Below are 22,028 nucleotides of genomic sequence, written 5' to 3'. Positions count from 1 at the left end.
TCAGGTTCAAGAACACGCGGGATCATCAGGTCGTCGGGTTGGATTGCAGTTCAAGCGTTTGCGTGGGGTAGGGAATCTGGATCTGATGATCCGCAAGAACCTCAAGAATTCTGCAATTCAACCGGTGGACACTGTCTTCGAAAGCGTCATGCACCAGGTGGAGTGAGCGAATTTCCAATTCATAGTCGTAGCTAAAGGCTGAAATTCGTACGAGTCGCGCTGCCTCAAACTCAAGTTGCGCGTCTTCGCTCACAATGTCTTTCAGCAACTGAGGGATGAGTTGCAGTTGGTCGGGAGTGGTGCTGTAAGAGACACCGACAACAATCTCGCAGAGTGAAATGCGTTCAAGCACTTCTTCTAGAGCCACCAGGAGTTTTTCACGCACCTTCAAGAACGGTTTCCATCCGTGCAGTTCCACCATCACAAAGACGATCAGTTGACTAGTACCGTCTTCAAGTGACTCCAGACTCACAACTGGCTCATAGAGTTCAACTTCTTGATCAAGAAAAGAAGGCGACTCCAAAATAGTCTTTGTAATTCGAATTAATTCCTCAAGCTGGAACGGAGACATTGGATCTCGTATTGGCAGCCTGAGCTCAAGCCCCTGCATTGGCTGACGCTCAACACTCTGGCCCCGCCTTGAATAATTCACAATGGTGGCTTCATCGGCCACGGAATTGGGAATCGTGACGCGACTTTCCAGGGTCTGGAGCTCCATCGAGCGAAGACCGATTTTGGTCACGAATCCAATTTTTCCGTCTACTTCGCAAAACTCACCGACCCGAAGAGGACGATCGGTCTGAATCGACAAACCCGCGAAAAGATTCCCGATCAGCTTGGTGGCACCAAGACCAATCGCGAGGCCAGGCACTGCCGAAAAAGCAAGCACAGTGTTCGAAGGCAACCCAAGCAGCAACAACAGGCGGTAAATCAAAACCACAGAGATCAACATCCCCACTGCACGACTTGCAGGCATTACAAAGCTCGTAATGCGACGAAGCTGAATAGGAGAACGATTACGCCGAATTTGAGCCATGAACTCGGCAGCACTACGCCCCAAGGCCTCGAACAAGAAGAAAACAAGAACGCTTGCCGAGACATACCAGATCACGTAAAACACATAAATCGCGACCACCAATGGCGTGCCAGTGAAATTAATAACATTGTCAACAAGCTGCTCCATTAGGTAAGTCGTAGGCAATACAGGAGCGACGATCAGAACACGCCTCCAAGCCAAAGTATCAACACTAAAAAGACGTCGATTCATCGACTCATAATCATTTTCATCATCACCAACTTCTTGATACGACTTAAACAGAAGGCGCATCAAACGCAAACTGATGTAGGCGTAAATCAAAATCAGCAGAACAGCACTGACGATCTGAAATAGCGTTTGATCGCCAACCGGCCACTCGAGCCAGGCCCTCCAACCAAGCGGAAGCGACAAATACCAGTCAGGAGGAACAAGAAATCCAGGCGTGTAGATGAAGTCTGAATAAAAATTTGGTGAAGCATACGGTTGATCGACTCTGGAAACATCACGGATCTCTTCATACATCGAACGAACAGACGAAACGGTTGAAGCAGAAAAATAAAAACTTTCATTTTCTGGATCACCTTTGATGTCAGAGGTGAGGGTGATGGCCGTACCAGGAATACGCCATGAGGCTGTCGGATTGGATCGCGAGTCATTGCGATTTTTCATTCCCGCCTGATCAGGAATATGAATTGGCTCTCGACTATTGGACAAGACATAATCAAGAACCATCTTTAACTGAATCGCCGCCTCATCGGCCATATCTTCTCGAACACTTTCTGAGAAACCACTCGCATCCAAAGCATCGACCGCCAACCCGAACAGCAGATTCGTGTCGTCGATGGCTTCACGTCGCATCGCCTGGCCGGTGGAGGCGGAAAACCCAAGCAAATCGGCACGCAAGGCCACGTCGGACATCACGGCATAGAAATTGAGCAACGTGGCTTTCGGGCTATCCCCCACCACGTGATCAAGCACCACCTCATCCCAGGCTGCCGCTTTCTCGACCAAGGCCTCATAAAACGGCTGCTGCTCGATGGGAATCACAGCGCTAGATAAGGGTTGATAGTTCTCCTCATTTGCGGATGAACCGGCCAGCGCCGAGGGGTAAGGCCATGCCGTCACGAAGCAGATGAGTAGCCCAAGGGCAGCGAGCAAACCAGGACGGAGAACTCGGCGAAACATCCCTCGTGTCAAAGCCCGGGGGCTGGCCATGAATCCCGATTCAGACGATGCGGGCATGGTGGCAGCGACAGAAGCCCACAGGCAACGACACTGCAGATAGTGCCTTCAATCACTTGCGACCCCCATTGCTGGCGTTAGGGTGCATTCACTGACCTGTCTCAAAACGTGACCCTGTCTCCAACTCGCAGTGGCACCGAGGACACACTCAAAGCTGTGTCCAGCAACGGCGATTTCCCTGCCACTGCACCTGCTGCCAACCCGGTTTTCTACCGGACCTACAGCCGTCGCAGCAGCACGGGACGCGAGAGCTGGAGCGAAGTGGGACGTCGCAACCTTGGTGGGTTGGAGACGCTCGGTCGTCTCACCGGTGAGGAAGTCGCCCTGCTTGCCCGCATGCAAGCCGAAAAAAAGGCGCTGCCTTCAGGACGTTGGCTTTGGATCGGAGGCACACCCTGGATTGAACGCCAGGACAATTTCTCGGGTGCCTACAACTGCACCTCCACAAATCTTGTGGATTGGGAAGCCTTCGGTCTGATGATGGACCTGGCGATGATGGGGTGTGGAACCGGGGCCATCATCGAGCCCCACCTGATCGAACGCTTACCGGTGGTCACCAACCCCATTGAGGTGCTGGGGGTTTCTGACATCGGCGTGACACCGGCTGGTCAGCGCCAGGAGAAGACCACCTACACGATTAACGAGGACACTGTTTCCATTCGTGTTGGCGACACCAGACGCGGCTGGGTTGACAGCTATCAGTTGATGCTTGAACTGAGCAGCGACGAGCGCTTCGCTGGTCGCACGGTCAAGGTTCAAGTTGACCTCTCGGATGTCCGTCCTGTTGGGGAAACGCTTAAGGGATTCGGCGGGATGGCCAACCCTGTGAAGCTGAAGGATCTCTATGCCAGGGTCGCTCGTCTGCTTGGCAAGGCCGTTGGGCGCAAACTCACGTCAGTGGAGTGCTGCCTGCTGATCGATGAAGCGGCTGTGACCATCGTCGCGGGCAACATCCGGCGCAGTGCGGGCATGCGTCAGTTCGCTTCCGCTGACACCAGCGCTGCAGGAGCAAAAGACAACCTCTGGCAGCAAGACGACGAAGGCAACTGGCGGATTGATCCTGAGCGTGACGCCTTGCGCATGGCCAATCACACCCGCGTGTATCACACACGGCCTAGCCGTGAGGTGCTGCTGGAAGCGGTGACCCGCCAGTTCCATAGTGGTGAAGGCGCTATCCAGTTCGCCCCCGAGGCCATCGCCCGCTCCAACGCGGACCTGCTGAGCACACCCGAGCTGCGCCGCGAATTCATCGACATCTACTGCGATCAAGGCAAAGAGGAGGCTGGCCGTTGGCTGAACCTCAACCACGGCCCCATTGCTGAGGATGAGCTTGAGCATCGTCTCGGCCGCTATGGCCTCAACCCATGTGGCGAAATTCTCGGTGCGGATTTCCACTGCAACCTCGCCGAGGTGCACCTCAATCAGATCGATCCCAGCGACGACGAAGGTCAACGCGATGCCTTCCGTGCAGGAGCCCTCTCAGTGGCGTGCCTCCTCAATCACCAGTTTGAAGTGGAGCGGTACCGCCAGAGCCGGGCGTGGGATCCCATCGTTGGTGTGAGCTTCACCGGACTGTTCGACTTCTTCGTGCATGCCTTCGGTACCCCCTGGTTGCAGTGGTGGGAAGCAGGTCGTCCCAACACCGAAGAAGGTGTTGCGTTCAAACAGCGTGAGGCGGAGTACCTGAGTCGCTGGAAAGCGACCGTCAATGAGGCTGTCTGGGAATACTGCGATCGCCACGGCCTGCGTCGCCCGAACCGCTGCACCACCGTTCAACCCGCAGGCACCAAGAGCCTGCTCACCGGTGCTGCTCCGGGCTGGCATCCCCCCAAGGCCCAGCGTTTCATCCGCCGGATCACCTTCCGCAAGAACGATCCCGTGGCCATGGCTTGCATGGATTACGGCTACACCATTGTCCCCTCTCAGTCGGATAAAGACGAGCAGGGGCGCTTGCTGGACGATCCATTCGATCCTCGCTGCACCGAATGGCTGGTGGAAATCCCCACCGAAGTCAGCTGGGCCAATCTGCCCGGTGCCGATGCGGTCGACATCAATGCCTTCTCCGCGATGGCCCAGTTCGACTTCTACATGCAGGTGCAGACCCACTACACCGCACACAACACTTCAGCCACGATCGAATTCCGCGAGCACGAGATCGAGGAACTCACCGATGCCCTGCACGGAACCATCGAGAGAGGCGAGGGCTACATCTCGGCCGCACTGCTTGCCCGTTTCGATGCCAACGCCACCTTCCCGCGTTTGCCTTTCGAACCGATCGATGCCGAAACCTACGAGCGGATGCAATCCGACGTGATGCAACGCCGGGTGAGCTCCGACTTCTTCGAAGCGCTTCAGCGCTACGACATGGGTGAGATCAGCGAGGCTGGACCAGCTGGCTGCGATTCCGACAAGTGCCTGCTGCCACTGGCGAAGCCTGAGAACTGATCACGATGGAGTCGCCCCAAGGGGCGGCTCCTTATAAAGTGGCGTCACGGACCGCAGCAACGCACCGCAACCTGGAGAGGTGGTCGAGTGGTTTATGGCTCTGGTCTTGAAAACCAGCGTGTCTTCACGGGCACCGTGGGTTCGAATCCCACCCTCTCCGTTTAAAAGCCCAGTCAAAGACTGGGCTTTTTTGTGTTCAAAAGCCCTCGCAGGTGGCATTCAGTTTGATCACAGCCAATGAATGCAAACGATTCTCTAAATATTCGCTGGGATGAACATCAGGCACGACTGTTGCCTCGTGATGTCCAAACGGAGCTCTATAACTGCTTTTCAAGTACGCATGACCAGCGCAGAACAAGCGGACATTACGGCTCCCCTCGATCCGAATGAAAGGCACATCGCCATCTTGGCCTCTGTGATGGGATCAGCGCAGTTCAGCGAACCAGTCGATGCATCACTTGCATTCAATGAACACTGACTGGACATACATACCGAGGGAACACCCTCGATTCATTGGCAGGATGATTCATGGATTAGAACCATCCTGACCAAGCTATCCGAACCATCCGCTATCGCATCAGCGGCATCATCAACCAGTAACAGAAACTAGTGACGACAAAAGCAATCGCAAGCGAGGTAGCGGTGTAAGTCATTGGTTGGCCTCCTTCTTCGGTGTGAGGCGATACGCAGCCAAAGACGAGGAACCTACGAGAAGCGAAAGAATGGCAATCGTGATCATTTCCATTGATCAAGAGCGATGAAATCTCTTGATAATCGATCAACTTGATTAAAAGATGCAGCAATCACAACCAACAGCACTGGTCGAGAATATCTACCTATACCAATTCAGCATTCATCAATACCATTCAAAAAAGCATTTTTCTGAAGCAAGCAAACGTCTGAGCAAGACACCGACTGGTGTGGATTTACCAACATCAGTGGACATCGTCGGTCTACCTAGGACATCAAGAAGTCAGAGCAGGCTTGAACGGATGGCACGCAAACTCCAGCTCCCTCTCTCGCAAAGCACCAGTTCAAGCACGGCCGCATGGGCTGCACTGACCTTTGCCTGCATCACAGCGCTTGCAACCTGGGGGCTGGCCAACGCGTATCCCGGACTTTGAGCCTCAATCGCTGATCGCTCAACTGAGGCCTAGCGACAGAGGCCGGAAACAGGTCGAGCGGTCAATGATTGGCCAATGTGCACGACGGTTGGCGAATCAGCTCGTGAATACGCGTGCGCGTACAGTCCATCGGCTGCAGGATCGTGCTGAGCAAAACCCCATCGCGTTCAGCTTCAAGAACCAACAAGCTCCCACAGAAGACCAACTGAAACGTCCAGGAATCAAAACCGACAAGTTGAAATTTCATCTTTCTCTGAACACCAACAGTGAGCTAATTGCTCAAAAAGGTCTGAGCTGCATTGATAATGCAAATCAGCAAGACAAGCAATCAACGTGATGCACTCAGCATGCTTGAACAGAGAAGATATCTCTCTAAAACGAAAGATTCTGATTGGGATCAGGTGTTTATATCAGCACGCACGTCCAAAAATATCAGAGGACAAACCACAATTCTGGCGTATCAACTGATTTGAAGACAGGGTTAAACCCTTGACAGAAGAGGGGGTTGGAACAGTCTCCCCCTCTTCTGACCTGATGAATCAGTACTTGACCATGCGGTAGGTCTTGGTCAACTGTTGGCGAGCCGCCTCCACATTCTCTTGATAGGTCTTGCGCTCAAAAGACAGCACTTGAGCCTTGGTGGGTGTTTGCGCTGTTTGATAGCGAATGCCGCGATAAATGCAAGTCGTCATTGGGTGGGTGGGTGGGGGGCCGAATGAATCAACGACAACAACATGACATTGGGCCATCAGCCCGCAAGTGCTTCTGTATCAACAAGTGCACGAATTTGGAATTTTTTTTGGAATTTCGTATCTCGTGGATACGCTTTTTATTCAGATCCTTGAAGAAAGGTAGTGACATGCTGAGTCGCCATCAGTGTCGTTGACCAACCGAGCCAGGCACGCGAGCCAATAACTTTGCCCGATCAACAACGATCCACGCGACGGTCCAACCCTGTTGTCATGAGCGAAGCACTCAGCGGCGTCCAGCGACCAGAACACAACCAAGAAGAACAAAGCACAAACAAAGTCCACAACCCATTAGGGTCAAGTCCATGACAAAGGAACCATGACCGTCAATCGACTGGTTGTGCTGATCGGCAGCATTCTTGGCCTGATTGGGATCGTCGCTTGGATTGGTGAGCTGAATCTTGGGCTTGAGGAGTCGGCGCCAACATCCGTGGAGCAGCCGAGTAATTCCCAGCGCCGCGACTAAAGCGAGTCCAGGGCAGTCAGATCCGATCAAGCAACACTGGGCATGCTCGCCGTGACGTCTGATGTCTGTACGGCAGGCAACCCATCGTGATTCGAAGTGGAGTGGTTCATGCATCCATGTGGATTCAGCTGCTCATCAGCCCACCACGAAGGAGGCTCAAACAAGAGATCCGACAACAACGTGATCAGATTGAACCGAACGCAGAATCATCAAGATGATGTGATCCCCCTAGGGATGCCATAACAAAAACTCCCATCAGCAAGGGTTACCGATGGGAGCCCATGAGTCATCAGGCGTCAACGGAGATGGCATCAGAGAGCCACATCAGGCGCCTTCAACGTTCACATCGGAACTGGATCAAATACGAAGGTGGGCTGACCAGGACAAAGACCGTTGATGGGGTCCTCAACTGAGCCGTCAGGCATCACGGTATTGCAGAAGATCGTCGACGCATCCGTCAAGGCACCACGAAGATCGGCGTCAGTTAAATCAAGGTTGGTCAGGTTCGCCCCACGCAAATCCGCGCCACGAAAATCACAATTGATGGCATTGGCGTCTGTGAGATTCGCACCTCTGAGATCCGCATTCCTGAAATCCGTGGCCAGTAAGTTGGTGAAGCGAAGATCAGCATTTAAAAAACTGGCGTCCACGAGATCAGCGTTGGCCAGACTGGAGAAATTCCAGTTGGTGTCGTCAAAAACAGCGCCCTGAGCTGAAGAACCTGAGATCGACCCATTGACAAAGTCAGCACCAATTGCAATTAGGTCATCCAACTGTGATGCGACAAACGATGTTCCACCCAGATCAGCACCAGTGAGATCAACATCACGAAAATCGCTGCCGTCGAGTGAGAGATCACTGAGGTTGAGCCCAGAGAGATTGAGTCCACGTGCACTGGTACCAGAGACCAACTCCAGGCCGCCAAATCTGGTTCCATAGGCGAACCGTCCAGGTGTTTGCTCTTGCAGTGCGGCGGTGTAGACCACACTGTCAGGATCCACTTCCAGAACCGAGTCTTTCGCACCAAACAACACCTGATCCTGTGGATGATTGAAAGAGCTCAGAACGCTGCCATTGGGCAGGATTGTTTCATCAAAAATCGCGCCTTTGAACGTGTCTCGATCAAACTTGGTCCCATAAAATGTGCATCCGCTGAGCACAACACCTTGAAAACTGGTCCCGCGCAGGTCGGAGAATTGAAATCCAGTGTTCTGAATAATTGAATCAGTGAAATTGGCGTTCCTCAGATTACCGAAATCAAAAGTGCTTCCAACAATTTCGGCGCCACGGAGGTCGGCACTTCGAAGATCAACACTGGCGTTATCCATCAACACCATCTGAGCTGCGCGCAGATCAGCTCCCGCGAGATCCGCCTGCGCGAATGACGTGATCGACAACAAGGCATTCCGAAAGGAGACATCACTGAAATCTCCGTAAGAAATCGAACCCGCCTGCAGGTTCACATCATCAAGATTGCTCCCGGAGAAATCACTGAATGCAAGGAAACCTCCTTGGAGATAAGCCCCCTTCAGATCAAGGTTTTGTGCCTGCACGCCAGGTCCAATCGGTATGCCGTCAACAACTTCTCCGGCCTGAATCTGGGTCCCAGAATATATTTCGATCAAAAGATAGTATGGATTTGTAGGCTTCACAAATATGGGAACTTCTCTGGACATTCCAAAAAACAAAAAGCTTATTGAGTATGGCCAATGTATTGCACTTCAGCAAGAGTGCGACACGAGATAGTGATGCTGTTCATCGGATTCATTGAATCCGATGAACGCGCGATTAATTACCAATCGTGACCAGGGCTTCTTTGTTTTTCCACCACACCCAGTCGCGAATTGGCGGTGTGTTGCGCAGCTGTTCCCGCGTCAGACCTAGCCCCAGCTTTTGAGACGCGCCCAGCAGCACGTCCAGCATCTCTTCACCGTCCGTGCAGTGTGCAAGAGCCTCGTTCGTTTTTTTAGCGCCGTCGAGCGCTTGCACAAGCAACTGAACCCGGCGCAAGGGTGACAATGAACGAGGGTCCATGGCTCGGCTTAGCGGGGCTTTAACGTAGTGGATATTTCTGAAAAGCCTCGCCAGGCAGTTCAGATCCTCCGGAGCGAAGCAATCGCAATGGCGTCCCCCCGCGGCCACCACTGGGTGATTGGCGACGTTCACGGTTGCGATGACGCGTTGGAGCGTCTGCTGGCGGTGCTTCCCACCACGGATCATTTGGTGTTCTGCGGTGATGTGATCAACAGAGGCCCGAACATCGCGGATTGCATCCATCGCGTTTGGAATCTGGTGAGCAGTGGACGCGCCACCTGGCTGCGGGGCAACCACGAGCAGACCTTGATCGACAGTCTCAAGGCAGGGCCAACAGCAAGCTGCGCTGATCTGCTGACCATCGAGACCTACCGCCAGCTCGGAGAGGAACAGACGCGGGAATGGTTGCAACGACTCAGCACACTTCCAAGCGTGTATCGCGGCCATGGATGGGTGGCCACCCATGCCGGTTTCGACGAGCAAGGCCAACCGGATCTGGATGTGCGTGAGTCGTTCTGGGAGCGTTACGACGGCCGTTACGGAACAGTCGTGGTGGGGCATACCCCCCGACCTGCGGTGGAACATCGTGGCCAGATCGTGATGATCGACACGGGCGCGGTCTATGGAGGCTTGCTCACAGCGTTTTGCCCTGAAACCCGTGCCGTTGTGCAAGTGATCGGACAGCCCGAGGACCAAGCCGTCCATCGCCCACAGCGGCCCCTGACCACCGGGGTGCCTTGCTGAAGGTTTACCGCAGCAATCGGGCAGAGCTGCTGGCCCAGCTGCTGGCCCATGAGCTGAGGCTTGACGCCCCGGGGCCCTTCGAACAACTCGAGGTGGTGGTGAACACCTGGCCCACAAGCCGCTGGCTGGGGGAGCAGCTCGCCGCCGTCAATGGCATCAGCGCCTTGGTGCGTTTCCCTTTCCCAGGAAGCCGGCTGCGGCAACTGGTGCACGCCGTGCTCAGTGCCGACGAAGCCAGTGACGATCCATGGCGCGCGGAACGCCTGGTATGGACCGTTCTGAAAGTGTTGCCAGACCTGCTGGAGCACGACAGTGCCGCCAGCCTGCGTCAGTGGTGGGAACGCCATCACAGCGCGCCTGGACAGCTCAACAGAGACCAATGGCAACTGGCGCGGGGCCTCGCCGATGCGATGGACGACTATGCGCTGTATAGGCCGCAGGAACTTGCCGAATGGCTGGCTGGTGAGAGCGGCACAACGCTGCCTGAGGGACTGCAATGGCAACCCGTTCTGGCCCGGGCCATCGCCAAGCAGTTGCCCTGCCAACCGTTTGGCCTCCAGGTGCAACAGGCGGTTCTGAAACTGCGCAATGGCCAGCAGCCGGCTCAACCTCTGCCGCCCCGCCTGCGTCTTTTCGGCGTCAGCAATCTGGCGCCGGTTCAGGTGAATCTGTTGCAGGCCCTTGCTGGCCACATCAGCGTGGAACTCTTCCTGCTGACCCCCTGCCCGGATCTTTGGCAGCGCTCGCAACGGCGCCGACGTCAGCTAGGCGACAACTGGACGGACTCACCGAATGGTTCTTGGCTGATCGAAGCCCCACGCCTGGAGGGAATCCTGGGCCGCATGGGAGCTGAATTCCAGCTACTGCTGGAGGGCAGCGGTGACTGCATGCTCGGCAGCTGGGAGCAGGGCGATCTCTTCGCCGATCCCACCGCCATGAACAACGGTGATCCCGCTGCTCCAACCCTGCTGGAGCAGCTGCAGCGCCAGCTGGCCGCTGGAGAGGCTGAGCCAAGCCAGCTGTTCATGCCTGAGCGTGATCAATCGCTCCAATTCATGGGCTGTGCAGGACCCTGGCGGGAAGTGCAGCTGGTGCGTGACCGCATCCTCGGCTGGATGGCTGACGATCCCACCCTTCAGCCCCGCGATGTTCTGGTGATGACACCCGATGTGGAGCGTTATGCACCGCTGCTGGCCTCGGTGTTCTCCGATCAGGATGCCACCGGGGTGGACCTGCCCTGGCGCTTGACCGACCGCAGCCAGCAGAGTTGCCCAGGGCTGCAGCAGGCTTTCATGACCCTGCTGCGTCTCAGTGCCGATCGGCTCACCGCCAGTGGACTCGAAACCCTGCTGGGCAATCCGGCGCTGCAGGCCCTGCAGAGCATCAGCTCCAACGATGCGATGGCCATCACCTCAGCGCTGCAGCGCAGTGGCTTTCGCTGGGGCCTCGATGCCAGCGAGCGCAGGGGAGACGACAGCCACAGCCTGCGATGGTGCCTCGACCGCTGGCTGCTGGGCCTCACCCTTCCAGAGCAACCGGGACTGGCCTTGGGTGACTGTGCACCGGCATTAACCGATGTGAGCCTTCAGGAGCTGGAACTCTGGTGGCCCTTACTGGACCGCCTGGCGGCTTGGATCAGCCGATTACGCGTCAGTGCGCCATGTCCGGTATGGGTGGAACGTCTACGGGGCCTGCTTCAGGATCTGTTTCTCGACGGTGGAGATTGGGACTGGGAATGGCAGGCGATCCAGCAAAGCCTGGACACCTGGCAACAAAAGGCAGCTGATTGCTCCCTGCATTTGGATGTGGCTGTGGTGATCCAAGTGCTGGAGGAAGCGCTCTCCGCAGACAGCGGCCGGTTTGGCCATCGCAGCGGGGCCCTGACCGTGAGCGCCTTGGAGCCGATGCGGGCCATTCCCCACCGGGCGATCGTGCTGATGGGACTGGACGCCGCGTCGTTCCCACGCCATCAGGAGCGGGCAGGTTTTCATCTGTTGGAACTGCAACGGCGACTCGGCGATCCCAGCAGCACCGATCAAGACCGCTACGTGTTGCTGGAGGCGTTGATGTCAGCGCGGCAACACCTGCTGATTAGCTGGAACAGTCGCGATGAACGCCGCGGCGACGCGCTTCCCCCTTGTCCACCCGTCCAGCAGTGGCTGAGCCTGCTGGAAGAGCAGCTGGGAACCCAGGCCATGGAGGAGCTGAAGATCGAGCCACCGGCCAATCCGCTGGATGCTGGCAATTTTCAAGCCACAGCCACAACGGCTGCGATCTCTCGCGACCGTCGGCTGCTGGATGCGCGCCGAAACCTCGAGGTGCAGCTGCAAGGTCAACCCCAGCGGCCCAGCTTGGGGTTGGCGATGCCCTTGCAATGGCGACAAGCGGAGATGCAGGCCAAGGCTGTGCTCAAGCCTGAAGCGATCGAAACCCTCAACCTTTGGCTGCACGCACCTCAAAGCGACTGGCTCAAACGGCAGGGCATCGAAGCGGGCGAATGGTGCGATGCGGTCGACGATCTCTCGCCTCTGTCGATGGACGAGCTGAATCGCCATCAATTGATCAGGGAACGGTTGGCCGAACAACTGGATCAGCTCGCTGACCATCCAGACACACGCTGGGAGCAGCTCGACCACGTGGACTGGCGGGCGCGGTGCTGTGGCCAGGGCCTGATGCCTCCAGGCGCGGCGGCACAACTGGATCAGGACAAGCTTGAACAACGCTGGCAGAACCTGCAGCAAACCCTGTTCAGCCTCGGCCCGGTGCATCACCGCCAGTCAGATACCACTCCGCTAAACACCAGCCAACTGATGGCCGGCGAGATTGCCGTGCACATCAGCACGTCGAAACTGCGCGCCAGAACGCTGCTGCAGGCGTGGCTTCAGCATCTCTGCGTGCAGCTGGGTGATGCCCCCTGCAGCAGTGCCGTGATCTGCAGGCCTGAAGGCAGTGCCAAGGCGGATCAATTTCAGATCGCGATGCGCTGGCAGACGATGACACCGGACGAGGCGATGCATCAGATCGGGATGCTGCAGGGGCTGGCGACACAGGGCATGGAGCAGTGCTGGCCCGTTCCGCCAGAGAGCGGCCTGGCGCGAGCCCTGTCGCTGGCGAAGGGCAAGGACGCCGCGAACCGGGCTTTCACCAATCGCTGGCAAGGGGGCTTCAGCCTCTGGGCGGAGCGCGATCAGTCCGAACTGAGCCTTTGCTTCGGCGACGGTTGTGACGCGCAACTGCTGCTGCAGGATCCAAGGTTTGAAACAGCCTTTGCGGCGCTGTATCAGCCCTTGCTCGAGGCCCGCTGTCGATGAGTCCGAACGCAGCGGCAGCCAACCAGCGCTTTGACCCCAACAGCTATCCCCTGACGCCTGGGGTGCGCCTGCTGGAAGCGAGTGCAGGCACGGGAAAAACCTTCGCTCTCGCACACCTTGTGCTGCGACTGGTGGTGGAAGAGCAGCTGCCTCTGGACCAGCTGCTGGTGGTGACCTTCACCGAAGCCGCGGCCGATGAACTACGCGACAGGATCGGCCGCCGTCTCGATGGCGCACTGCAGGGCCTGCTGCAACGGGAGAGCAATCAGGCAGAGCTGAACAGCACAGATGCGGTGCTGGCGGAATGGCTGGAGCGGCACGGGCACAACTCCGGTCAGCGCAGGACTCTGGCGAGCCGGTTGCTGGAAGCACTGGAAGCCCTGGAACGCGCAGACATCACCACCATCCATGGGTTTTGCCGGCGCACCTTGCGCCGGCAGGCCTTGCAGAGCGGACAGGCTCTGGAACTGAGCCTTGACGACGATCCTTGGACCCTGGCCCAGAACGTGGCCCATGACCTCTGGCGAGAGCACGTTCTCGCACTGGCCCCAGGCGATCTGGCGGGATTGCTGAAAGCGGGGCTCAACGCCGATGCATTGACCATGCAACTGCAACGCTTGGATGGAGACTGCGCGGTGAGCATCGGCTCCGACGCGGAGCCGATCGAGGCGGAGCAGCCCCTGACTGAAGCCTTTGAAGGGTGGATGCAACGGCGCTGGAGTCGATTCTGCGAACAGTGGAGGGACGGCGGCAGTGCCTTAGAGCAAGCCTTCCGAGCCTGCGCCGCCGAATGGCGAGACCATGGCTGCAAGGAGACCAAACCCTTCAGCCCGAAGCCGAGGAAGGATCGCAGCCAGGAGCTCGATACCTGGCTTCAGCACGTTCTCGTTTCAGAACAGGAACGTCCAAGTTACGCTGACGTGCGCAGTCAGGCACTACTAGGGAGCTACTTTCATCCCGGGAGCTTCGAAAAAACCGCTCGCGCCTGCGGAGAAACCAACCCCAGCACCCCCGCACCGGATCTGCAGGAGGCCATCGCCGATCTGTGGGATGGTCCCGCCGAGCAGACCTGGCGACTGTTGCTGAGTCGCGGGCTGCAGCAGATCACGGAACGACGCCGTCAACGGGGAGTGATCGGATTTTCAGGTCTGCTGGATGCCCTCGACCCCAAACAGTCGGCACATGCGGGCGCCTGGATCCAACCGCTGCGAGCGCGCTACCGCGTCGCTCTGATCGACGAGTTCCAAGACACCGATCCACTGCAATGGAGGCTGATGCAGACGGCCTTCAGCACGCCGGAACACCTGCTGCTGATGGTGGGTGACCCCAAACAGGCGATCTATCGCTTCAGGGGTGGAGATCTCAACACCTACAAGCGCGCCCGTCGTGCTGTGGAGCGCATCGATGACTTGCTCGACAACCGACGCACCACATCGCCCCTGATGGAGGGGATGAATGACCTGATGGCTCCTGGACTGCAGCACTCGGAACTGCACGTGCCGGCGGTGACCCCTCGAGCCTCCGTCAGCCCACTGCCGCTCAGTGAGGGAAACCAATCTCTACAGCTTTTTGAGATCAATCCTGAAGAGGATGCAGAACAGACCAGTCGAACAACGCTTGAGGAGCGCATCCCGGCCATCACCGCTGCGCTGATCCTCACGACCATGTCGGACGTGCCGGAGCTCGACCCGTCGGATATCTGCATTCTCGTCAGCCGTCATCGCCAAGCCGAGGCCATTCGCCGTCAGCTGGCGGCATCGGGATTACCCAGTCGTCTGGTCAGTCAGGGGGACGTGTTCAGCAGCCAGGGCGCGACAGACCTCCAGACGTTCCTGGATGCCCTGGCACGCCCGGCGCACTCCAGCGGACTGCGCGAACTGGCCGTGTCGTCCTTGCTGCAATGGCGCCATGACGACCTGGACGTCGCGGAGAGCAACGGTCGACTTGACCAGCTGGCGGCCCAGATTCAGCAGCTTGCGCAGGAGCTGCCAACACTCGGGTTAATGGGGTGTCTGGCCCAAGTGATAGACGGCCAAACCGTGGCCGATCTCTCCAGCCGCGGCCGGCTGCTCGGAGACCTGCAGCAATGCGCACGCCTGGTGCAGGACGCCATGCATCGCCAGGGCCTCGATGCCGCCAGTGGTGCGGACTGGCTGCGACGACAACGCCTGCATCCCCCGGACTCCGTTCCAGACGAACGTCAGCCCTACAGCGATCTCGCCGCCAGCGCCATTGCCGTTGTCACGGTGCACCGCAGCAAAGGGCTGCAATACCCCGTGGTGATTTGTCCTTACCTCTGGGAGGCACCCTCACCCGCCAAAGGGCCGTTGTGGCGCAACCAAGCGGATGAGTCCACCAGCGGCTGGTGCGTGGCGCTCAACACCCACTGGGGAATGGGCCACCGTCTCGCCATGGATGAAGCGCGAGAACAGCGCGCTGAGGCTGAACGCCTCGCCTATGTCGCCGTGACACGTGCGGAACGGCATCTCGTGCTGTTCCAGGCCCAAGCGGCCCAACAGGACGGCAACCCGCTCGCGCCCTGGCTGGAGGGGCAGGCGGAATCACCGTCCCCATGGATCAGCGTCCATGCTGCCGAACCCTGTCCTCAGCCTGGTCGCTGGCGTCCACGCGTCAGCACGCAGGATCTGGAATGCGGCCCCATCCCCACCCGAGGCTTCGACCGCAGCTGGGGCCGGAGCAGCTACTCCGCCTGGATTGCCAACCACGCGACCCCTCCCATCAACCGCCAAGACCCGCGCAGTGTCGAAGAGGGACGCGATATGGATGCCCGCACCGGTGACGACCTCAGCAGCCTTGCTGCTGAAACACCCAGCCCTGAAGGCGATAGCAAGGACAGCCCCCTCGGCAGCTTTCCCCGTGGTGCCAACGCCGGGGACTGTCTGCATCGCATCCTCGAGCAGATTCCCTTCGAGCAACCGGTTGCGCGACCCGAGAACGAGGAACTTGTGCAGCGCGAACTGCGTCGTTCCGGTCTCGACACCGACCTGACAGGTGCCGTTCTGGAGGGACTGACCACCCTGCTGCAGACACCGCTCGGCGGTCCTCTGGGAGACCTCCGTCTCCAGGACTTGCATCCTGGCCGCCGCCTACATGAACTGAGCTTCGATCTACCGGTGGCACACCAAGGACGAGCCGTTCGCCCTCAACATCTCGCAGCAGCCTTCTGCACCGAACCCAAACAGCGTTTCGGAGCGGACTACGCCAACGCCCTGGAAGAGCTTGCGTTCATCAGCCGCGGCTTTCTCACGGGCTCCATTGATCTGGTGTTCACCGATGGCGAGGATCTCAGAACCGCACGCTGGTGGGTTGCTGACTGGAAGAGCAACTGGATCGGCGAGCGCGACAGTGCTGGACGCCCCCTGCATTGCGGTCCACGCCATTACACCCAGGCCGCGATGGAGGATCAGATGCGGCTGCATCACTACCCGCTTCAAGCTCATCTGTATCTCGTCGCCCTACACCGATTCCTGCAATGGCGACTGGACGACTACCAGCCGGATCGCCATCTGGGTGGCTACGCCTACGTGTTCCTGAGGGGAGTCTCCCCACAGCACGGAGGCGGTGTCGTTCTCGAACAGGCACCCCTGCAGCGCCTGCAGAAGCTCGACGCTGTGCTGCGAGGTGACGCGTGAGCCAACAACCGCTGGACAACGCTGCAGCACAAGCCCTCAGCCGGGGACTGATGGCGATGCTGACCCGCCGCCGTCCCTTGCCCAAGCAACTGACACCCCTAGAGCAGACAGCGCTGCAGGATCTCGTGCAGGCACTCACCCACGCCCTCGGTCGCGGTGAAATGAGCGTGAACCTCGGCGATCGTGCGCCCGAGCCCGAAGGCCTGTCGGCCGCGGGGTGGCCCTCCACCCACCGCCAGGCCCTGGACCGCAGCGGCTGGCTCAGCGAAGACCCCGCCCTGATGGTGTTGAACGGCGACCAGCTGCTGTGGCAGCGCTGGCATCAGGGCATGACCGCGCTGGAGAACTGCCTTGTGCAGCGAAGCCGGCTGAGCCCCACGGGACAGCGTTCGACGCACCAGCCACCACGCCACAGCTCCCTCAGCTCCCACAGCAACAGCAATGCGCAGCTCAACAACGAACAGCAGGCAGCGGTGGAAGCCATCAGCCGTCACCGGCTGGTGTTGCTCAGCGGAGGTCCAGGCACGGGCAAAACCAGCACCGTGAAGGCCATGTTGCTGCGGGCGATCCACGACCGTGGTGAGCTGCGCATCCATCTCGCCGCACCAACGGGCAAGGCGGCCCGCCGCCTGCAGGAGGCCGTGCGACGCGATCCGACCACCGCCGGACTCCCCTGCACCACGCTGCACCGATTGCTCCAGTCCAGACCGGGAGGATTCGGCCGCAACCGCAGACACCCCTTAGGCCTCGATCTGCTGGTGGTGGATGAGATGTCGATGGTGGATCTCAACCTGGCCCAGGCACTGATGGATGCCCTGCCTGACAGCGCACAACTGGTGCTAGTCGGCGATGAAAATCAACTTCCACCGATCGGGGTGGGCGCGGTCTGGCAGAAACTGCAGTCAGAGGGCCTCCACCAGCGATTCGGGCAGGCATCCATCCGTCTCCAAGCGGTGTACCGCAACCGTGGCGATCTGGCTCGTTTGAGCCACGGGCTCTGCCAAGACGGGCCGGACGCCTTCTGGCAAGGCGTATCGGCACTGGATGACGCCTCGAACGTCAAGCCGATCCTCACGCCATCAACGCGACTACCCGACCCCGTGCTGAAGGCCCTCCATCAACACATGAACGCATTGAGAAAGGCCTCTCAGGCGCTGAGCATCTCCGCCGAAGGCGAGCCTGACCCGCACCAGGCGCATGCACTGCTGGAGCAACTCGACTCCCTGATGGTGTTGTGCCCACGGCGTCGGGGACTCTGGGGTGTCGAGACGCTGCACCGGCAGCTGGTGGCGGGCCAAGGTCCAGACGCATGGCCGGAAGGACTGCCGGTGCTCTGCAGTGACAACCAGACGGAACTAGGGCTCGCCAATGGTGATCTCGGAATCTGCATCGGCCAAGGCGCCAGCCGCAGGCTGTTGTTCCGCTGCAGTGATGATGCGGGCAACAGTTCCTGTCGCCTGCTACATCCAGCGCGCGTCAAACAGCTCCAGCCCGCCCTGGCGCTGACGATCCACAAAGCGCAGGGGAGCGAAGCGGATGACGTGATCCTGCTCTGGCCACCCCAGGACGATCGGCCGACCACATCGCTGCTTTACACCGCGATGACCCGCGCGCGTCGCCATCTGACCATCGTGCGACTGGCTGCCACGGTCACTGGAAGCACAGTCACTGGCAGCGACGCTTAACAGCGGCATCCTGGAGACATCGTTCAACAGGGGAGCAAGACGTGACAACACGGGTCGAGCGTCCCTGGGGCTGGTACGAAAACCTGACGGAAGGACCTGGCTACAAGGTCAAACGTTTGCTGGTGAAGGAGAACGCACGGCTCAGCCTGCAGCGGCATCGCCATCGCAGCGAGCACTGGGTGGTGGCGGCCGGTCACGGGTCGCTCTACTGCGACGGCAAATGGCTGGATGCAAGCGCTGGCACCACCTTCGAGATTCCCGTTGGTGCCCTTCATCGGGCCCGTGGAGGTGTGGGCGATCTGTTGATCATCGAAGTGCAACGCGGCACCGTTTTGCGGGAATCCGACATCGAACGGTTGGAAGATGACTTCGGGAGGGTGATACCTTGACTCTTCACCTTTGAACAGAAGGCAAGCAATACAGCGCGGCATTTGCCGATTGGACGTTGCAAGCCTGATTTGAAGGATCAATCAGGCGGCAAGCCTCTACGACATGACCCAGATGCAATCGCAGGCCACTGAGCCCTGCGCCGTGGATCTCACTGTTTCTGAACTCCCCGAGTCCGCGAAAGCCGAGAGCGAGTCGGAACTGTTCACCACCGTGATCGAACCCACGGTTGACACCAGCAGCGCCGAATCGAGCAGCTCCGACACCAACCAGGACGCTGCTGAAGTATCCGGCTTTGCCGGCTTCGGCTTCAGTGATGCACTGCTGAAAACTCTTGAAGCCAAGGGATACAAGGAACCTTCACCGATTCAGAAGGCAGCCTTCCCTGAGTTGATGCTGGGCCGCGATCTGGTGGGACAGGCCCAGACCGGCACCGGCAAGACGGCCGCATTCGCACTGCCGCTGCTGGAGCGCCTGGAAGGCCGCAGCCCTGACCCGCGGGTGCTGGTGCTGGCCCCAACCCGCGAGCTGGCCATGCAGGTGGCTGATTCCTTCAAGGCCTATGCCGCGGGACATCCTCATCTGAATGTGCTGGCGATCTACGGAGGCTCGGATTTCCGCTCCCAGATCCACGCCCTCAAACGGGGCGTCGACGTGGTGGTCGGCACCCCAGGTCGGGTGATGGATCACATGCGCCAGGGCACCCTGAACACCTCAGGACTGCGCAGCCTGGTGCTGGATGAAGCCGATGAAATGCTGCGCATGGGCTTCATCGACGATGTGGAGTGGATCCTCGATCAACTGCCCGAAGAGCGTCAGGTGGTGCTGTTCTCGGCCACCATGCCGAATGAAATCCGTCGACTCTCCAAGCGTTACCTCAGCGAACCTGCTGAGATCACGATCAAGACCAAGGATCGTGAAGCGAAGCGGATTCGACAACGCTCGATCACGCTCCAGAACTCACACAAGCTGGAAGCACTGAACCGTGTGCTGGAGGCGGTCACTGGGGAAGGCGTGATCATTTTCGCCCGCACCAAGGCGATCACACTCACCGTCGCCGAATCCCTGGAGGCCGCTGGCCACGACGTTGCGGTTCTGAACGGCGATGTGCCTCAGAACCAACGCGAACGGACCGTGGACCGCCTGCGCAAGGGCACGGTGAACATCCTGGTGGCCACCGACGTGGCAGCCCGTGGACTCGACGTTGATCGCATCGGCTTGGTGATCAACTACGACATGCCCTTCGACAGCGAGGCGTATGTGCACCGCATCGGACGAACAGGACGCGCTGGACGCACCGGCGAAGCCATCTTGTTCATCACGCCGCGTGAACGTCGCTTCGTCGGCAACCTCGAACGGGCTGTGGGGCAGGCCATCGAGCCGATGGACATCCCCAACAATGCCGAGATCAACCAGAGCCGTCTGGATCGGCTGCGCGGTCGCCTCAGTGAGCAAGCCACAGCAGAAGCCAATGAAGAAACCGAGCTGCTCAGAGAGCTGATCCAGCGCGTGGGTCTCGAGCATGAGCTGGGGATGGAACAGCTGGCTGTCGCCGCCCTCAAAATGGCTGTCGGTGATCAGCCATTGCTGGTGCAGGGCGACGAAAGCTGGCTGAAAATGCCGATCCGAGGCGATCGTCGCGACGACCGTCGTGGGGATCGCGGCCGTGATCGCCGCCGCGTGGATCGCGAATCCCGCCCTCCGGAAGACAACATGACCCGCTACCGGGTTGAAGTCGGCCATCGCGACCGTGTCAAACCCGGCAACCTTGTGGGTGCGATTGCCAACGAATCAGGGCTTCAGGGCCGGATGATCGGACGCATCCAGATTTTCGATAATCACAGCCTTGTGGACCTTCCCAAAGGGATGCCCGAGGATGTCTATAACTCTCTCCGGCGACTGAAGGTCATGAACCGGGAGCTCCAGATCACCCAAGCCTCCTGAACGCAATGGTCGGCCGCCTTTCGTTGATCAGCATGGCTCTCGGCCTGCTGATCACACCGTCTCTTCCTGCCGGGGCCGCGGAAGGGGAAAGCACCATCACCCGTCTGTGCCTTGCTGGTTTCCATGCCGCCATGGCCCAGGCTGGCGAGACACCGCCAGAAGGCATGGGTGATTTCACCTGTAACTGCTTTCTCAAGCAAGTGAATGAGGGCCGTTCGATCCAGACGGCGCAGGAGACCTGCAAGCAGAAAGCCGCCGAGCAGTTCAAGATGTGATTCATCAGGGGGCTGGGTTTGGCCCGAAATCGTCAGCAGCCCACGGGCGAGATCGCCCTTCGAGTGCTGATTGCGTCAAAGGTCACTCGTCAGATCGCCCCCACCATCCCCCTGTTTGGCTCCGACAGGGCTGTAGCTTGGAAAGGTTCAGCATCAACGTTCGGCTCTGATCGGCTCGCTCCCCCAGGCTTCAGCTTTTTGGCTTCAGCATCAAGGACTTTCCTTTTCGGACCACGGCTTCACTGATCACACCCCCCTCGGTCCCAACAGGAAATGACCATTTACATCGGCAACCTCTCCTTCCAGGCTGAGCAGGAAGACCTGCTTGACCTGTTCAGCCAGTACGGCGAAGTGAAGAGCGCCAGCCTTCCCCTCGACCGCGAAACCGGTCGCAAGCGCGGCTTTGGCTTCGTCGAAATGAACAGCGATGATGATGAGCAAAAAGCCATCGACGATCTCCAGAACGTGGAGTGGATGGGTCGCATGATTCGCGTGAACAAAGCCACCCCTCGTGAGCGCACCGGTGGCGGTGGCGGCCGCGGTGGTTACGGCGGTGGCGGCGGCGGTCGCGGTGGTGACGGCGGCTACGGCGGTGGCGGCGGCAACCGCTGGTGATCTAATCACCAAGGGGAGTCAGCTCAGAGAGCTGGCTCCTCCACCAGCATCAGGTCCAGTCGTTCATCACGACTCAGGGCTCGCTGAATCAAACGCCCACTGACGTCCAGGGGTTCGGACTCGACGAGTTCGGGACGCAGCATTGGAACATTGCAACGCAGATCGTGGCGGTGACGTCGAGCCAAATAGCGGTGGAAGCGATTCATTGCGCGTGTTCGGGCCATACAAACTCCTCAGCTCCTGATTCCGGTCTATCGCCTCTGACGGGTCAGAACAGTGCATCAGCAACACAACGCTTGAATAAACGCCTGGACAACC

Annotated in this window: 16 protein-coding genes, 1 tRNA gene and 1 pseudogene; 13 read left to right on the top strand and 5 right to left on the bottom strand. The window is 58.8% G+C overall.

All coding sequences use genetic code 11. From position 1 onward, the window contains the following. Positions 1–25: 25 nt before the first annotated feature. Positions 26–2,251, bottom strand: a complete 2,226-nt coding sequence (locus tag SynNOUM97013_RS04845) for a mechanosensitive ion channel family protein (RefSeq protein WP_255442992.1) — start codon at positions 2,249–2,251, stop codon at positions 26–28. 135 nt (positions 2,252–2,386) lie between these two features. Here SynNOUM97013_RS04845 and nrdJ point away from each other — a divergent pair, with 135 nt between their 5' ends. From nrdJ to SynNOUM97013_RS04825, 4 genes are all read left to right on the top strand, one after another. Continuing rightward, positions 2,387–4,723, top strand: coding sequence for a ribonucleoside-triphosphate reductase, adenosylcobalamin-dependent (nrdJ, locus tag SynNOUM97013_RS04840; protein ID WP_186481011.1), 2,337 nt, complete (start codon positions 2,387–2,389; stop codon positions 4,721–4,723). Between the two features lie 73 nt (positions 4,724–4,796). Beyond that, positions 4,797–4,883, top strand: a tRNA-Ser gene (locus SynNOUM97013_RS04835). A gap of 634 nt (positions 4,884–5,517) precedes the next feature. Further along, the gene (locus SynNOUM97013_RS04830) at positions 5,518–5,847 is read left to right on the top strand and encodes a hypothetical protein (RefSeq protein ID WP_186481010.1); all 330 of its coding nucleotides are present in this window, start codon (positions 5,518–5,520) and stop codon (positions 5,845–5,847) included. 88 nt (positions 5,848–5,935) lie between these two features. Then, on the top strand, positions 5,936–6,184 hold the full coding sequence (locus tag SynNOUM97013_RS04825; protein ID WP_186481009.1) for a hypothetical protein: 249 nt from the start codon (positions 5,936–5,938) through the stop codon (positions 6,182–6,184). Between the two features lie 202 nt (positions 6,185–6,386). Here the strand turns inward: SynNOUM97013_RS04825 and SynNOUM97013_RS04820 are convergent, their stop codons facing one another. Continuing rightward, positions 6,387–6,539: a hypothetical protein gene (locus tag SynNOUM97013_RS04820; RefSeq protein ID WP_186481008.1), complete on the bottom strand. Its 153-nt coding sequence runs from the start codon at positions 6,537–6,539 to the stop codon at positions 6,387–6,389. Between the two features lie 376 nt (positions 6,540–6,915). Here SynNOUM97013_RS04820 and SynNOUM97013_RS04815 point away from each other — a divergent pair, with 376 nt between their 5' ends. Beyond that, on the top strand, positions 6,916–7,062 hold the full coding sequence (locus SynNOUM97013_RS04815; RefSeq protein ID WP_186481007.1) for a hypothetical protein: 147 nt from the start codon (positions 6,916–6,918) through the stop codon (positions 7,060–7,062). A gap of 341 nt (positions 7,063–7,403) precedes the next feature. Here SynNOUM97013_RS04815 and SynNOUM97013_RS04810 read toward each other — a convergent pair whose 3' ends face one another. Together SynNOUM97013_RS04810 and SynNOUM97013_RS04805 are read right to left on the bottom strand one after the other, a co-directional pair. Continuing rightward, a complete protein-coding gene (locus SynNOUM97013_RS04810; RefSeq protein ID WP_186481006.1) occupies positions 7,404–8,738 on the bottom strand; it encodes a pentapeptide repeat-containing protein in 1,335 nt (444 codons plus the stop codon). Positions 8,739–8,850: 112 nt separating this feature from the next. Beyond that, on the bottom strand, positions 8,851–9,072 hold the full coding sequence (locus SynNOUM97013_RS04805; RefSeq protein WP_255442991.1) for a hypothetical protein: 222 nt from the start codon (positions 9,070–9,072) through the stop codon (positions 8,851–8,853). A 111-nt stretch (positions 9,073–9,183) separates the two neighbouring features. On the opposite strand from SynNOUM97013_RS04805, the gene SynNOUM97013_RS04800 reads away from it, so the two are divergent. From SynNOUM97013_RS04800 to SynNOUM97013_RS04765, 8 genes and pseudogenes are all read left to right on the top strand, one after another. After that, on the top strand, positions 9,184–9,840 hold the full coding sequence (locus tag SynNOUM97013_RS04800; RefSeq protein WP_186481004.1) for a metallophosphoesterase: 657 nt from the start codon (positions 9,184–9,186) through the stop codon (positions 9,838–9,840). Then, complete coding sequence (locus tag SynNOUM97013_RS04795; RefSeq protein ID WP_186481003.1) at positions 9,834–13,151, top strand: exodeoxyribonuclease V subunit gamma; 3,318 nt, start codon at positions 9,834–9,836, stop codon at positions 13,149–13,151. Before SynNOUM97013_RS04800 ends, SynNOUM97013_RS04795 begins: the two co-directional genes overlap by 7 nt. Then, entirely contained in the window at positions 13,148–16,804 is a 3,657-nt protein-coding gene (locus SynNOUM97013_RS04790) for a UvrD-helicase domain-containing protein (RefSeq protein ID WP_186481002.1), read from the top strand. The genes SynNOUM97013_RS04795 and SynNOUM97013_RS04790 overlap by 4 nt, the downstream gene beginning before the upstream one ends. Further along, on the top strand, positions 16,801–18,489 hold the full coding sequence (locus tag SynNOUM97013_RS04785) for an ATP-dependent RecD-like DNA helicase (protein WP_255442990.1): 1,689 nt from the start codon (positions 16,801–16,803) through the stop codon (positions 18,487–18,489). The genes SynNOUM97013_RS04790 and SynNOUM97013_RS04785 overlap by 4 nt, the downstream gene beginning before the upstream one ends. 38 nt (positions 18,490–18,527) lie before the next feature. Then, positions 18,528–18,878 (top strand): annotated as a pseudogene (locus SynNOUM97013_RS04780) (phosphomannose isomerase type II C-terminal cupin domain); the annotation flags it as partial. A 103-nt stretch (positions 18,879–18,981) separates the two neighbouring features. Next, on the top strand, positions 18,982–20,820 hold the full coding sequence (locus tag SynNOUM97013_RS04775) for a DEAD/DEAH box helicase (RefSeq protein ID WP_186481000.1): 1,839 nt from the start codon (positions 18,982–18,984) through the stop codon (positions 20,818–20,820). 5 nt (positions 20,821–20,825) lie between these two features. Beyond that, entirely contained in the window at positions 20,826–21,095 is a 270-nt protein-coding gene (locus tag SynNOUM97013_RS04770) for a hypothetical protein (RefSeq protein ID WP_186480999.1), read from the top strand. A gap of 273 nt (positions 21,096–21,368) precedes the next feature. Further along, positions 21,369–21,710, top strand: coding sequence for an RNA-binding protein (locus tag SynNOUM97013_RS04765; protein ID WP_186480998.1), 342 nt, complete (start codon positions 21,369–21,371; stop codon positions 21,708–21,710). 23 nt (positions 21,711–21,733) lie between these two features. On the opposite strand, the gene SynNOUM97013_RS04760 is transcribed toward SynNOUM97013_RS04765, so the two are convergent. Beyond that, positions 21,734–21,934, bottom strand: coding sequence for a hypothetical protein (locus SynNOUM97013_RS04760; protein ID WP_186480997.1), 201 nt, complete (start codon positions 21,932–21,934; stop codon positions 21,734–21,736). Between the last annotated feature and the right edge of the window lie 94 nt (positions 21,935–22,028).

The organism is Synechococcus sp. NOUM97013, assembly GCF_014279815.1.
Classification (GTDB): Bacteria; Cyanobacteriota; Cyanobacteriia; order PCC-6307; family Cyanobiaceae; genus Synechococcus_C.
The sequence above is the reverse complement of the archived record's forward strand: the minus strand, read 5'-3'. Positions and strand labels throughout refer to the sequence as shown.

Bases quoted from the DNA above. Each gene is read 5' to 3' on its own strand.
- SynNOUM97013_RS04830 (WP_186481010.1), top strand. From the start codon at position 5,518: ATGCAGCAATCACAACCAACAGCACTGGTCGAGAATATCTACCTATAC.
- SynNOUM97013_RS04845 (WP_255442992.1), bottom strand. From the start codon at position 2,251: ATGGCCAGCCCCCGGGCTTTGACACGAGGGATGTTTCGCCGAGTTCTC.
- SynNOUM97013_RS04815 (WP_186481007.1), top strand. From the start codon at position 6,916: ATGACCGTCAATCGACTGGTTGTGCTGATCGGCAGCATTCTTGGCCTG.
- SynNOUM97013_RS04770 (WP_186480999.1), top strand. From the start codon at position 20,826: ATGGTCGGCCGCCTTTCGTTGATCAGCATGGCTCTCGGCCTGCTGATC.
- SynNOUM97013_RS04800 (WP_186481004.1), top strand. From the start codon at position 9,184: ATGGCGTCCCCCCGCGGCCACCACTGGGTGATTGGCGACGTTCACGGT.
- SynNOUM97013_RS04775 (WP_186481000.1), top strand. From the start codon at position 18,982: ATGACCCAGATGCAATCGCAGGCCACTGAGCCCTGCGCCGTGGATCTC.
- SynNOUM97013_RS04810 (WP_186481006.1), bottom strand. From the start codon at position 8,738: ATGTCCAGAGAAGTTCCCATATTTGTGAAGCCTACAAATCCATACTAT.
- SynNOUM97013_RS04820 (WP_186481008.1), bottom strand. From the start codon at position 6,539: ATGACGACTTGCATTTATCGCGGCATTCGCTATCAAACAGCGCAAACA.
- SynNOUM97013_RS04765 (WP_186480998.1), top strand. From the start codon at position 21,369: ATGACCATTTACATCGGCAACCTCTCCTTCCAGGCTGAGCAGGAAGAC.
- SynNOUM97013_RS04760 (WP_186480997.1), bottom strand. From the start codon at position 21,934: ATGGCCCGAACACGCGCAATGAATCGCTTCCACCGCTATTTGGCTCGA.
- SynNOUM97013_RS04790 (WP_186481002.1), top strand. From the start codon at position 13,148: ATGAGTCCGAACGCAGCGGCAGCCAACCAGCGCTTTGACCCCAACAGC.